The sequence below is a fragment of the Ochrobactrum sp. BTU2 genome, assembly GCF_024539785.1.
In the GTDB taxonomy this organism is placed as follows: domain Bacteria; phylum Pseudomonadota; class Alphaproteobacteria; order Rhizobiales; family Rhizobiaceae; genus Brucella; species Brucella anthropi.
Map to the genome: position 1 here is coordinate 635,691 of NZ_JAHWRG010000002.1, position 13,367 is coordinate 649,057.

Consider the following 13,367-nt stretch of genomic DNA (forward strand, 5'->3'; position numbering starts at 1 on the left):
GTTCCTCTTTTCACTCCGTAATCGCGTCTGGCAGCAGCTGGCGCTCTGGGCCTGCAAACGTGCTGACCGTTCATATGAAGACTTCCTGCGGAGGTATGACCGATGAGCGCATTACCCGAATGGACGAAGTCTCTTGTGCCGGTCGGAATGGATGATGCGGCTATGCTGCTCGGTGTGTCCCGGCGCTTTTTGATGGACAAGCTTAAATCTCATCCACTTTATGAGCGGCGCGGGTCGAAGAAGGTCTTCTATCCGGAACGCATTGCACTCTTGCGGGAGGCACTTTCATGTCAAACCTCGAACTCAAACAACGAAATGGCATCTGGTATGCCGTTGGCACAATCGCCGGAAAGCGCGTACGAGAAAGCCTTGGCACTCGCGACAAGCAAGTCGCGGAGCAAATCAGGGCGCAATATGAAGCGCGGCTCTGGAAAAGTCATACCTATGGCGAGGAAGCGGTAAGGCTCTTTGAAGAGGCCGCGACCAGCTACATGAAGCAGGGCGGCGAGGCGCGGTTCCTCGCTCCCATTATCAAGCATTTCAAAGGGCGCGCTGTCGGCACGATTAAGCCCGCCGAGTTGCGTTCTATGGCACTGGCGGTATTCCCTACGGCTGCACCGTCAACGCGTAACAGGCAGGCCATTATCCCGGCCAGAGCCGTCATTAATCATGCCCACGATCTGGGATGGTGTGGACCGATCAAGGTGAAAATGTTCGACGTTCCGAAATCGACCAAGCACAAGCCGGTTGACCGGAGGTGGCTGGATGCTTTCTTGGCGCAGTCTGACAAGGACAAGCTCTTTCACCTGTCTGGCATCGTCCTATTCATGAACCAAACCGGCGCTCGCGTGTCCGAAGCGGTCAATCTGCTTGGTGAGCACGTCGATTTAGGCAAGCGCATTGCGATGCTGGAGAAGACGAAGACAGATGAATGGTCGCCGCGCTACCTGACAAGCGAACTGGTCACCAGAATGGCGGCGCTTGGCTTAGAAGATGGGAAGCCTGTTTTCAGCTATACCGATCCGAAGGCGGTCAATCGGCGCATTGCTGCCGTTTGTAAGCGGGCAGAAATCGAGCGGCGCACCACGCATTCCGCTGGCCGTCATTCGTTCGGCACGAACGCCATGGCAGTACCTGACGCCGACATCAAGGCCGCTATGGATGCTGGTGGGTGGAAGTCCGCGAAGCTGTTTCTGGAAACTTACGTACACAGCCACGAAGCCGGTAAATCACTGGCTGAAAAGTTCGATAAACAGACTGGCCTTGTTGGCACAGATTTGGCACAATCAAATTCCCGCAAGGCATATCGTTTTGGAAAGAAACGATAAATTGCCAGTCATCTCCTTGCCTTGGTAAGGGAGAGGTCGAGAGTTCAATCCTCTCTCGCAGCACCATTATTTTCCAATAAAATCCAGAAACTGGCTTTGCCGTGCTTTCATTAAAGCGCGTTTCGATCTGATTGGATCAAATCGGCGCTCTAATCATTTATTGTTACGCGCATCTTTTCCGAAAACCGTTTCACACTTTTCGGGATGCGCTCTAATGGAAAGTGCGTGTGGTTGCTGATTTGAGATCAGTTCACGCAGGGGTTCAATCTCATTGAGCCGCTTTTCTTTCGCCACCAGTCTTTTCGATGTATACTATTCGCCAGACCGTCAGGCTCTGGTCTGACGAATTGGCGTCACGAAATCGGATTTGTCCGGTGACCGGTTGAAAGCCAGAAATTGCGTGCAGGCCATGTCCTGACCGTTTCCTTGCCGTCAGGACTGCTTAATCCGCAGGAGGAGCGTCATGGCACAGTTTCATGTTGTTGCAGGTCGAGACCAATCAGCCTTTTATCCTGAAGTTAAGCGCATTCGCATGGCAGATGTATTTGATGCCCTGCGTCTGGGCTTCAACGACTTCTGGGCAAAGCCATCGCATTACGTTTTCCTTTGCCTCATATACCCGCTGGCGGGGTTGTTCATCACTTACTGGAGCACGAACGCAAACGCGTTACCGCTCTTGTTTCCCCTGATGTCCGGCTTTGCCCTGATCGGGCCAATTGCTGCGCTGCCGCTTTATGAGATGAGCCGCCGCCGTGAAGAAGGGTTGGATACATCCTGGAAACGTGCGCTCGATGTGAGCCATTCCCCGGCATTGCCGTCCATCGTGGCTGTCGGTGCTTTTCTGTTCGCAATCTTTATTGTCTGGCTGCTGGTGGCGCAAAATCTCTATGTTCACTATTTCGGGCCGATGCCGCCCGAGAGCTTCTCAATGTTGATGAATCAGGTGTCGTCAACGGAAGAGGGACGCAGTCTGATTTTTGCCGGTTGTGGCATTGGTTTGCTTTTTGCAATCGTTGTCCTGTGCTCGACGATTGTGACTTTCCCGATGCTGCTTGATCAGGATTGCGGCGCTGCGGCAGCGGTTGCGACATCGTTGCGTGTTGTCATGCGCAACCCCATGGAATCGCTGCTCTGGGCTGCAATCGTAACCGCGATGCTGATCGTCGGTTTTGCCACGATGTTTGCCGGGTTGGCGGTAGTAATACCCATCCTTGGGCATGCGACCTGGCATCTCTATCGAAAGACGGTCACGCACCCGGCGGCAATGCGTATTTGACCGAGGAACTGATCGATAAATCCCATCCGAAACATTGCTTCGGGTGGGATTGCCGTGGCTTTTGATGAAACATTTTCAAGCTTTCCAATATGTGGCGGCGTCCTGCCGCACCCCCACCCCCCTTTATTATGCGGTCAGTTCTGCTTTAGAAGAGCAAGACGAGATTCGCGCAGATGATAATAAATAACAATAAGTTAGCGGAGCTCTCCTCGCAGCGCGTCAACGGGCTGGGTGGGCTTTCGATACATTTCAAGGACGGGCGTTCGCGCATTTCCAGGCTTTACCAGGAAGGCGCAGCCAAGATCCGCATGCCGCAAGTCGGAGGCGATCCGCTGGAAGCAATCCTGATCAACACATCAGGAGGGCTGACGGGCGGTGACCGACTGCAATGGGATGTGGAGCTTGGCGAAAACGCTTCGGCTGTCATTACCACGCAGGCCTGTGAGCGTATCTATCGCTCAGGGGGCGGCGAGGCACGCATTGCCACGCGTTTGAAGGCGGCAAAAGGCACGCGTCTTGCTTGGCTTCCGCAGGAAACCATTCTGTTCAATCAATCCGTGTTGTCACGAACGCTGGATGTCGAGCTGGAGGAGGGGGCGGAAATCCTGGTGGTGGAGGCGACTATATTCGGGCGCCTTGCCATGGGTGAGCGGGTTGATGAAGCGATGTTCAGTGATCGTTGGCGTGTGCGATTGGGTGGGCGGCCCGATGGGAGGCTTGTGCATGCAGAAGAGTTTCGGCTGGGACCGGATATTGGGGCCGAATTGCAAGCCCGTCCGGTGGCAGATGCGGCCTGTGCAGTCGCCACCGTGCTCTTGATTTCAGGGGAGGCCGGGAAACATCTGGAAGCAGCCCGGCAGATCATTGGAGAGGAGGGCGGTGCCAGCCTCTGGCAGGTTGGCCCTGCAACCAAACTGATGATGCGGCTTCACGCGCCGGATAGTTACACCTTGCGCAAACGTCTGGGGCCATTGCTCGCCCTGCTTAACGGTAAGGCAGGACTGCCCAAAGTTTGGACATTTTGAGTTCGCGGCAATCCCGCCGCTTTTAACGCCAGCGGAATGCATACCGCTTTGAAAGTATGAAGTTGGAATGAAGTCATGAATTTGACGCCCAGGGAAAAAGACAAGCTTTTGATCGCCATGGCCGCCATGGTTGCCCGCCGCCGTCTGGAGCGCGGGGTAAAACTCAATCATCCAGAAACGATCGCACTGATAAGCGATTTTGTCGTTGAAGGTGCCCGCGATGGGCGCACGGTTGCCGATCTTATGGAAGCAGGCGCGCACGTCATCACCCGTGAACAGGTGATGGATGGTGTGCCCGAAATGATCCACGACATTCAGGTCGAAGCCACATTTCCCGATGGCACAAAGCTCGTCACCGTTCACGAGCCGATCCGCTGATTTTCAGGTTTCGCCGAGGCGAACCTGTTTTTTGAAAGGTACGATAATGAAGAAGACTACGGTCCTTGCCGCGGTGGCAATGGCACTCACCGCAAGCCCTGCCTTTGCCCATCTCAATCCGGCCGAACATGGCTCGTTTGCGGCGGGCTTCACGCATCCGCTCTCCGGCGCGGACCATATCCTGGCGATGGTTGCGGTAGGACTTTGGGCCACCATGCTCGGTGGACGGGCACTCTTCGTCGTGCCAGCGGCATTTGTCGGCGTGATGCTGCTTGGTTTTGTGGCGGCACTTCTGGGCATGCCGCTGCCCTTCGTTGAGCCGGTCATTCTGGCTTCGGTGGTCGTGCTTGGTCTTATGGTGGCGCTTGCCTTCCCTGTCACTCCGGTTGTTGGCGCACTTATTGCCGGCTTCTTCGCCTTCTTTCACGGTCATGCACACGGCGGGGAAATCGGAGGCGCGACATTCCTCTCCTATGCGGCTGGATTTGCGCTTGCGACCGCACTGCTACACGCCGCTGGCATGGGTGTCGGCCTTGCCGCAGGACGGCTTATGGCGGGCAGGAATGGCAAAATTGCTTTGCGTCTGGCCGGTGGCGCTACCGCACTTGGCGGCCTGACGCTGATGGCTGGGTGAGGTGTGACATGATCCCCGGCGAAATTATTACGCAGGACGGCGATATAGAACTCAATCAGGGGCAATCCACCATCACGATCAAGGTCGCCAATACCGGCGACCGCCCCATACAGGTCGGTAGTCATTTTCATTTTTACGAAGTGAATGCGGCCCTTTCTTTCGAACGCGACAAGGCGCTCGGACAGCGGCTGGATATTGCAGCCGGAACTGCCGTGCGCTTCGAGCCCGGTCAGGAACGCGACGTGACATTGGTTCCCGTGAGCGGCAAGCGCGAGATCTACGGATTTCGCCAGATGGTCATGGGAAAGCTTTAGAACAGGTGACGGAGACATTTCATGCCAGCCAGAATTAGTCGCGCCACCTATGCGCAAATGTTCGGCCCTACTGTTGGCGATAAGGTGCGTCTCGCCGATACGGAACTGTTTATCGAAGTCGAACGGGACCTCACCACCTATGGCGAAGAGGTGAAGTTTGGCGGAGGGAAGGTTATCCGCGACGGTATGGGACAAAGCCAGATGTCGCGCGCCGACGGTGCGATGGATACAGTCATTACCAATGCTCTGATCCTCGATCATACCGGTATTTATAAAGCCGATGTGGGGCTTCGCGACGGGCGTATCGCGGTGATCGGAAAGGCCGGAAATCCGGATACGCAGCCCGGCGTTTCGATCATCATCGGCCCCGGTACGGAGATTATCGCGGGTGAAGGCAAGATCCTCACGGCGGGCGGTATCGACACGCATATCCATTTCATCTCACCGCAACAGGTGGATGAAGCACTTAATGCAGGCATCACCTGCATGGTGGGTGGCGGCACCGGACCTGCCCATGGCACGCTTGCAACCACATGCACGCCGGGGCCGTGGCATATAGCCCGGCTGATCCAGTCGTTCGACGGCCTGCCGATGAATATCGGTGTGTTCGGCAAAGGAAACGCTTCACTGCCCGGTGCATTGGAAGAAATGATCCGCGCCGGCGCCTGCGGTTTGAAGCTGCATGAGGACTGGGGCTCGACACCGGCTGCGATCGATAATTGCCTTTCGGTCGCAGACCGGTTCGATATTCAGGTTGCGATCCATACCGATACGCTGAACGAAGGTGGCTTCGTCGAAGATACGCTCAACGCCTTCAAGGGGCGCACGATCCATTCCTTCCATACGGAGGGCGCTGGTGGCGGACACGCTCCGGATATTATTCGCGTGTGTCAGTATCCGAACGTGTTGCCGGCTTCGACAAATCCGACCCGGCCCTACACGGTCAATACGATTGCAGAGCATCTCGACATGCTGATGGTGTGCCATCATCTGTCCCCGGCAATTCCTGAAGATATTGCCTTTGCAGAAAGCCGTATCCGCAAGGAAACCATCGCTGCAGAAGACATCCTCCACGATATGGGAGCGTTCTCCATCATTTCCTCCGACAGTCAGGCGATGGGCCGTGTCGGCGAAATGATCATTCGCTGCTGGCAGACTGCGGACAAGATGAAGAAGCAGCGCGGCAGTCTTCCCGACGACAAGCCCGGAAATGACAATTATCGGGCGCGTCGCTACATCGCGAAATACACCATCAACCCTGCTATCGCCCATGGCATGGCGCATGAAATCGGTTCGGTGGAAGTGGGCAAACGGGCCGATCTCGTTTTGTGGAATCCTGCTTTCTTCGGAATCAAGCCGGAGATGGTTCTGCTTGGTGGCTGGATCGCAACCGCGCCGATGGGGGACCCGAATGGCTCAATTCCAACGCCGCAACCGATGCATTATCGTCCGATGTTCGGCTCATTCGGGAAAGCCCGCACCAATACGTCCATTACCTTCGTTTCGCAGGCCGCAATGGATGAAGGGCTTCGAGAGAAGATTGGGGTGGACAAGCAGATGATTGCCGTGGCCAATACCAGAGACGGTATCGGCAAACATTCCATGATCCTCAACAATGCGATGCCGCAAATGGAAGTTGACCCGGAAACCTATGAGGTGCGCGCAGATGGCGAACTTCTGACCTGCGAGCCCGTCGACGTCGTGCCAATGGCGCAACGCTACTTCATGTTCTGATCTTGAAAGGCAAACAAATGTTTCGTGCCACTGCCATTATTCGTGCAGATAAGGTGATCGATGCCGTGCCTGCGGGCCACGCCGTTCTCGAACGCGATGAACGTCATTTGCGGCGCAAGGCCATCGTTCTGGAAGGTGGCGAGAAGGTGCTCGTCGATTTTGCAGAGCCAATTGTGCTCGAGCACGGCGACCGGCTCGTCCTCGATGACGGACGCGAGATCGAAATCCGCGCCGCAAGCGAGGAACTTTACGAAATCCGCGGGCGTGATCCGCTGCATATTGCCGAACTCACCTGGCATATCGGCAACCGTCACCTCGCGGCTCAGATCGAGAGTGATCGCATCTTCATTCTTCGCGACCATGTCATAAAGGCTATGCTTGAGGGGCTTGGTGCAACAGTTACGGATGTAACAGCAATTTTCAGTCCGCTGCGCGGTGCTTATTCTGGCGGCCATTCGCATGATGACCACGATCATCATCATGGTCATCACGAACACGATCATGAACATCATCACCACCACCACGACTGATACCACCACCGCTTTGCTGCGGCTGATGGCCTGGCTGTCGCCCGTCTTTCCGGTCGGGTCGTTCAGCTATAGTCATGGGCTGGAGCGGGCCGTCCATGATGGCTATGTCGCAGACACCGCCACAATGAGCGATTGGCTGCGCTGGCTTGTAACACGTGGCTCCGGCTGGAATGATGCCGTGCTTTGCGCGGAAAGCTGGCGGTGTGCGGTTGCCGAAGGCGATCTTGTTGAAGTTGCAGAATTGGCCGAAGCACTGGCCGGTTCGCGTGAACGTCATATGGAGACGATGCTGCAGGGCGAGGCGTTTCTGGCTGCAGCTAGAAGCTGGCCCAGTTCTGTATTTGATCGCCTGCCAGCCGATTGCCCCTATCCGGTGGCAGTCGGTGCCGTGGCGGGCGCTAACAAAGTATCGCTTGGATTGACACTCGCTGCCTTTCTGCAAGCCTTCTGTATCAATCTTTTGCAGGCATCGATCCGTCTTTCGGTCATGGGGCAGAACGGCGTGACTGCGACAATGTCGGATTTGGAGCCGGTTCTCGCCGAAACAGCGACGCGAATAGAAAAAACTTCATTGAGTGACCTTGGTTCCGCGACTTACATTAGCGACATCATGGCCATGAAACACGAAACCCAACATTCGAGGCTTTTTCGCACATGACACAGAAAAACGGACCCTTGCGTATCGGCATCGGCGGCCCGGTGGGATCGGGAAAGACGACGCTGACCGAAAAGCTTTGCAAAGCGCTGCGTGATAAATACTCGGTCGCCGTGATTACCAACGATATCTACACGCAGGAAGACGCCCTCATTCTGGCACGTTCTCAGGCTTTGTCCGAAGATCGGATCATGGGCGTCGAAACGGGCGGATGCCCGCATACGGCAATCCGCGAGGATGCCTCCATCAATCTGCAGGCAATTGCCGAAATGAACCGGCGATTTCCCGATCTGGAGATCGTCTTCATCGAATCCGGTGGTGACAATCTCGCTGCTACCTTCTCACCGGATCTGGCGGACCTGACGCTTTATGTCATCTCTGTTTGTCAGGGTGAGGAAATTCCGCGCAAAGGCGGTCCGGGTATCACACGGTCAGATTTTCTTGTGATCAACAAGAGTGATCTTGCTCCTCATGTGCACGTCGATCTCGATATTATGCAAGGCGATGCGGCTCGCATGCGCGGCAAGCGTCCATTCGGTTTCACCGACCTCCATCGCGGCAAGGGCGTGCCGGAAATCATCGACTTTATCGTTGAGAATGGCGGACTGGAAGCGCGTTGATTACGGCTGGCTGTTGAGCCGTTTGCGGGCCTCCCGTTGTGAGGCCTGCAAATCAATGATTGGTTTGGGATAGGTACTGCCCAACGCAATTCCAGCGCTGGTCAGCACATCCTTGGGGGCCTCAAACGGCTTGTGCAGCCATTTGTTGGACAGGCCTGATAGTTCTGGCACCCAATGCCGGACATATTGTCCTTCGGCATCGAATTTTTCACCCTGCAAGATCGGATTGAACACCCGGAAATAGGGCGCAGCGTCCATGCCGCAGCCTGCCACCCACTGCCAGCTTCCCGGATTGCTGGCGATATCGCCGTCCACGAGCGTATCCCAGAACCATTCTTCACCCTTTCGCCAGTCGATGAGCAGATTCTTGGTGAGAAAAGATGCCACAAGCATTCGCACGCGATTGTGCATCCATCCGGTGGCCCAAAGCTGACGCATACCGGCATCGATGATGGGAAAGCCCGTCTGTCCGCGACGCCATGCTTCGAATGCAGCTCGATCATCGCGCCATGCGATGCCGGACAGTGTGTCACGCATATCGTGTCGACTGATGTCGCGGCGGTGATAGAGCTGGTGATAATTAAAATCGCGCCAGATCAGCTCTGACAGAAACTTTTCACCGCCAGCGCGTGCAGAGTGATGCTCGTCCATAAACGCCAGTGTGGCATACCACGCCTGACGCGCGCTGATTTCACCGAACCGCAAATGAGGTGAAAGTCTTGAAGTTCCGTCGATGCCGGGAACGTCGCGATCCTCGGTATAGGTCGACAGCGTGTTCTCCAGAAAACGTGTCAGGCAGTCGCGCGCCGCGTCTTCTCCAATATTCCAAAGCCCATCGAACTTTTTCGCCCAGGCAGGAACGTTGGGCGAATAGCAGGTTTCCTGTGTTGGTTTGATATCCCATTGCCTGCGCGAAAGCGGGCGAGGAATGTGATGGTGGCGCAACGCTTTGGCGAAAGGGGTGAAGACCTGATAGGGCGTGTCGCTGGCCGTCTTGAGCTCCCAGGGCTCAAGAAGAAGATTGCCAGGAAATGAGGTTACACCGGTTCCACTCTCCTTGAGTTGTGCCTTCAGATTCGCATCGAATTCACGCTCCGCCGGTGCGTAGCGACGGTTCCAGAACAGTTCGGTGACGGCCAGTTTCGCGATCAACTGAGGGAGGATATCCCTCGGATCACCGGTCTCGATGAGAAGTTCAATGCCACGATCAGCGAGCTGTTTTCTTATCGCTTCAAGACTTTGGTCCAGCCACCACCGCACCGCGCAGCCGGGCGCCCGAATCTCGGCAACGGTCTCATGAACGTAAACTGCTGTTATATGGCCGCCTGTTTCGGCGGCTGCATCCAGTGCGGGGTTGTCGTTGATTCGAAGATCGTTACGCAGCCAGACGAGCGCGTGATGCTTCATGAGAAAAATTCCACTGCAGAAATGTGATGCCGATATGTCGAGCCACATATAGCGGGGCGAGCAAAAACGTCACGAGGTCGGGGGCAGTCATTTTGGGAAATATGCAAAGCAATGCATAAACCGGTTCGTCACGCGCCGAAAAAAATCACTGATTGTTTTGAGAAAAATGGCGCACCCGAAAGGATTCGAACCTCTGACCCCCAGATTCGTAGTCTGGTGCTCTATCCAGCTGAGCTACGGGTGCTTGCCTGTGTGCCGCTCGCTGCGGCGATGGGCGGTTGATAATCGGACGGATCGCTAAATGCAAGCGTCTTCTTAGAAAAAAATGTGGTTCTGTGAAGATTTCTTGTCAGGCCCCACATTTCCGGGCTTTTCGTTCAAAGTTGGCACAACGGTAGATTGCTTAAACACTTTCCTCTGCCCGTTGGAGGCTCCGGTCTCCGCGTTGCATCGGCAAATCGGGGATGCGAATCTCGAAATGTGCCCCAACTGGGCGGTCTTCTCGAAGCTCGATTGTCCCACCATGCGCGCGGATCAGTTCTTGCGCGATGGCAAGCCCAAGACCAGTGCCGTCACTGCGTGTCGATCCCTTGAAAGCCGTGAAAAGATTGTCGCGTGCTTTTTGTGGCAAACCGGGGCCGGTGTCCTCGACACCGATGATTGCCATCGTCCCGATTCTTCCGGCAGAAATCGTGAGTCGCTTGACGGTCGCGTCATCAATGCTCTGATCACGCTCCATGGCTTGCACAGAATTCCGGCAAAGATTGCTCAGCACGCGGAACAACTGCTCTGAATCGACATTGAGTTCGAAATCCTCCGGGACAAGATTCTCGAACTCAACGCTGCTTTCTGACCTGGGGCTCAGGGTTTCCTGAACGTCAGCGATAATTGTGTGCAGCAGAACGCGACGCGGGCGCGGTGGTGCTTCTTGCGAGCGACCATAGGCCATGACGCTTTCGGAATAGCTGATCGCGCGGCTGAGAGTGCGGATAAGTTTGGGTGCAAACCGCTGCACCATTGGGTCTTCGGTATCGGCAAGCCGGTCAGACATCAACTGCGCTGAGGCCAGAATATTGCGCATGTCGTGGTTGATTTTGGAGACGGCGAGGCCAAGATCGGCGAGATGTTTCTGTTCTTTGAGCGTTCTCTGAAGGTCGCTCTGAATATGCGATATCTGACGCTGGGCCACGCCGAATTCGTCCTTGCGGTTTTCTGGCACAAGGATCAGCGCGGGATTGTCAGGGGATGAGGCGAAATCGATCATGTTGCGATGCATGATACGCACCGGCCGCAACAGCATTTCGTGAATGATCAGGTAAATCAGGCTCGCCGCTATGACTGAAATGATGAGCGAGATAAAAGTCACGTTGCGCGCATAGACGAGCATAGCGTGTCGGAGGGGTGCATCCGAGGTCACGATTTCAATAATACGTCCCGGAGAACTGGATGGCGAAACCGAACCATAGATTCGTAGCGTTCTGTCTCCGCCGTTGAACAAGGTTCCGAATGCGTCCCATATGGCAGCTGCTTCGCTGATATTGTTGAGATCAATGACCTGGTCAATCTTGCCGGGTACTTCCGACATGGCGAGCAGACGCGAAGCACCGGCTTCACGCATGGCTATGGCTTTCGTACCGGTTGCCAGAAGTACCTTGTCCTGAATGTCACGCGGCACATCCATATCGCCGCCTGCGGCGAGAACCTCGCTGACCGCGCCCACAGTATCAAGTCTCGAACTCATCCAGCGCACGCGCATATTGGCAACAGACGGGACGAAGATCAGAACTTCGGTGATCAACACGGCAAGTGCGGTCAAGAGCAATAGCTTGCTCGAAAGCCGGTTTCGCCAGGGTAAACGTGTGAACTGGGTTGACGAGAGCCGTTCCGTGGTCGCAGTTTGGGAGGCCGCTTCAGGGGAAGGCGTGCCCGTATCTGTGGTCTTTTCAACAACCGCCATAGCCTGTGCTTCCAACGCGAGGTGAACCGGCCTAATCGCCGCAGTGCCTCAACCTGTGTGCCATCGAAACGCAATACATAAAGGTAGCCTCCTATATATGGAGCCGATCGATAAATCCAACAGCCTTTGTTCAATCGGTTAAGAACGCACCCGCTCCCGGGATCTCTGCGAGCAGTATTACCGAAATTTAACTCGACGCCTTGAGATCGTGCGTGCAAAGTCTTGGTTGGAAAAATCCATGCATCCTGATGGGTTGCATGATTTGCGCAATGTGAAGGCAATCATCATTCTGATACTATTTGCTGGCATTTTCCGCGCCCGACAAATTGGTTTCGAAAACGAGGGCCGTCAGGTGACGGTAGGCCTTGCCGGAGAGCTGAATGAAATCCTGGAAGCAGATTGCCTTGTGCCTGCTCATAGCTGCGGCTGCCGTTGGCGGCTGGTATGCCTATAAGAACAAGAATGATGTGGTGAAGACCGCAGCAACGGGCGAGGAAGCGCCGAAAGGCGAAGGCGGGCGATCCGCACCACTCGTTGTTGTCGAGGCCGCCGGCGAAGAGACCATCAACAACCGTTTGACGGCTATCGGTTCGGCACGGGCTCTCAGCACCGTGTCGATAACCCCGTACTCCAGCGGTTACATGACGAAGCTTTACGTCAAGGCGGGCGATAGCGTGAAGGAAGGCGACTCGATTGCCGAACTTGACGCCGAGACGGAAAAGATCGCTGTCGCTAAGGCCGAGACGGCGTTGAAGGATGCGCAGACGACACGCCAGCGCATTGCAAAATTGCGAGCGACGAACACCGCAACTGAAGTTCAGGTGGTTGAGACTGAGCTGGCGGTCGCCAATGCGCAGCTTGCTTTGCAGGACGCGCAGCTCGCCTTGAGCCGTCGCACGGTTCGTGCGCCAATCTCCGGTATTGTTGGTATTCTTCCTGTCAATGTGGGTAACTACATTACCGCACAGACTTCCATCGGTCGTATCGATGACCGGTCGAAAGTGCTGATCGATATATGGGTGCCAGAACGCTTCGCACCGCAAATCAAGGTTGGCCAGCCGTTGACAGCGGAATCGACCGCTTTCCCGGGTGAGACCTATAGCGGCGAGATCAACGCGGTTGACAATATGCTGGATGAAGCCAGCCGTACGCTGCATGTTCGCGCAGAAGTGCCGAACACGCAGGATCGTCTGCGCGCGGGCATGTCGTTCTCCGTCACGGTTCTCTTTCCGGGTGATCGCTATCCTTCGGTCGACCCGCTGGCCATTCAATGGGGGGCTGACGGTTCCTATGTGTGGCGTGTTGAGGACGGTGTCGCCAAGAGAATTGTCGCGCGTATCGTTCAGCGCAATTCAACCAACATTCTCATCGATGGTCCGGTGAAGCAGGGCGACATGATCGTTACGCAAGGTGTTCAAACCGTGCGCGATGATGCGCCGGTACGTGTAAAGGACGAACAGGGTACGGCACTGGCTGATCCTGTTTCGATAACACGTACTGCAGGATGAG

Annotated in this window: 13 protein-coding genes and 2 tRNA genes; 12 read left to right on the top strand and 3 right to left on the bottom strand. The window is 55.6% G+C overall.

The annotated features are described in order from the left end of the window. Positions 1-287 precede the first annotated feature (287 nt). The 11 genes from KWJ32_RS07755 to ureG all read left to right on the top strand — a co-directional run bounded on the left by KWJ32_RS07755 (position 288) and on the right by ureG (position 8,494). Positions 288-1,328 carry a tyrosine-type recombinase/integrase gene (locus KWJ32_RS07755; protein WP_231771306.1) on the top strand — a complete coding sequence of 347 codons (1,041 nt, stop codon included), beginning with the start codon at positions 288-290 and terminating at the stop codon, positions 1,326-1,328. Next, positions 1,321-1,394, top strand: a tRNA-Thr gene (locus KWJ32_RS07760). The genes KWJ32_RS07755 and KWJ32_RS07760 overlap by 8 nt, the downstream gene beginning before the upstream one ends. Positions 1,395-1,791: 397 nt before the next feature. Further along, positions 1,792-2,604 carry a DUF2189 domain-containing protein gene (locus tag KWJ32_RS07765; RefSeq protein ID WP_231771307.1) on the top strand — a complete coding sequence of 271 codons (813 nt, stop codon included), beginning with the start codon at positions 1,792-1,794 and terminating at the stop codon, positions 2,602-2,604. 173 nt (positions 2,605-2,777) lie between these two features. Then, positions 2,778-3,629 (top strand): urease accessory protein UreD, encoded by an 852-nt coding sequence (locus KWJ32_RS07770; protein WP_010658101.1) that lies wholly within the window; start codon positions 2,778-2,780, stop codon positions 3,627-3,629. A gap of 75 nt (positions 3,630-3,704) precedes the next feature. Then, positions 3,705-4,007, top strand: a complete 303-nt coding sequence (locus KWJ32_RS07775; protein ID WP_010658102.1) for an urease subunit gamma — start codon at positions 3,705-3,707, stop codon at positions 4,005-4,007. A 46-nt stretch (positions 4,008-4,053) separates the two neighbouring features. After that, complete coding sequence (locus tag KWJ32_RS07780) at positions 4,054-4,641, top strand: HupE/UreJ family protein (protein WP_231771308.1); 588 nt, start codon at positions 4,054-4,056, stop codon at positions 4,639-4,641. An 8-nt stretch (positions 4,642-4,649) separates the two neighbouring features. Then, positions 4,650-4,955: an urease subunit beta gene (locus KWJ32_RS07785; RefSeq protein WP_011982504.1), complete on the top strand. Its 306-nt coding sequence runs from the start codon at positions 4,650-4,652 to the stop codon at positions 4,953-4,955. A 21-nt stretch (positions 4,956-4,976) separates the two neighbouring features. Next, positions 4,977-6,689, top strand: coding sequence for an urease subunit alpha (gene ureC, locus KWJ32_RS07790; RefSeq protein ID WP_011982505.1), 1,713 nt, complete (start codon positions 4,977-4,979; stop codon positions 6,687-6,689). A gap of 17 nt (positions 6,690-6,706) precedes the next feature. Beyond that, positions 6,707-7,219 carry an urease accessory protein UreE gene (gene ureE, locus KWJ32_RS07795; RefSeq protein WP_011982506.1) on the top strand — a complete coding sequence of 171 codons (513 nt, stop codon included), beginning with the start codon at positions 6,707-6,709 and terminating at the stop codon, positions 7,217-7,219. Then, a complete protein-coding gene (locus KWJ32_RS07800) occupies positions 7,191-7,877 on the top strand; it encodes an urease accessory protein UreF (RefSeq protein ID WP_029925800.1) in 687 nt (228 codons plus the stop codon). Before ureE ends, KWJ32_RS07800 begins: the two co-directional genes overlap by 29 nt. Further along, positions 7,874-8,494 carry an urease accessory protein UreG gene (gene ureG, locus KWJ32_RS07805; protein WP_010658108.1) on the top strand — a complete coding sequence of 207 codons (621 nt, stop codon included), beginning with the start codon at positions 7,874-7,876 and terminating at the stop codon, positions 8,492-8,494. The genes KWJ32_RS07800 and ureG overlap by 4 nt, the downstream gene beginning before the upstream one ends. On the opposite strand, the gene KWJ32_RS07810 is transcribed toward ureG, so the two are convergent. The 3 genes from KWJ32_RS07810 to KWJ32_RS07820 form a co-directional block, all read right to left on the bottom strand. Next, positions 8,495-9,901, bottom strand: a complete 1,407-nt coding sequence (locus KWJ32_RS07810; protein WP_041544919.1) for a deoxyribodipyrimidine photo-lyase — start codon at positions 9,899-9,901, stop codon at positions 8,495-8,497. It lies immediately after the preceding gene. Positions 9,902-10,068: 167 nt separating this feature from the next. Next, positions 10,069-10,145: transfer RNA gene (locus KWJ32_RS07815), tRNA-Arg, on the bottom strand. A gap of 159 nt (positions 10,146-10,304) precedes the next feature. Continuing rightward, positions 10,305-11,858 (bottom strand): HAMP domain-containing sensor histidine kinase, encoded by a 1,554-nt coding sequence (locus KWJ32_RS07820; protein WP_011982509.1) that lies wholly within the window; start codon positions 11,856-11,858, stop codon positions 10,305-10,307. A 380-nt stretch (positions 11,859-12,238) separates the two neighbouring features. Here KWJ32_RS07820 and KWJ32_RS07825 point away from each other — a divergent pair, with 380 nt between their 5' ends. Then, positions 12,239-13,366: an efflux RND transporter periplasmic adaptor subunit gene (locus tag KWJ32_RS07825; protein ID WP_010658164.1), complete on the top strand. Its 1,128-nt coding sequence runs from the start codon at positions 12,239-12,241 to the stop codon at positions 13,364-13,366. The last annotated feature ends 1 nt before the right edge of the window (position 13,367 follow it).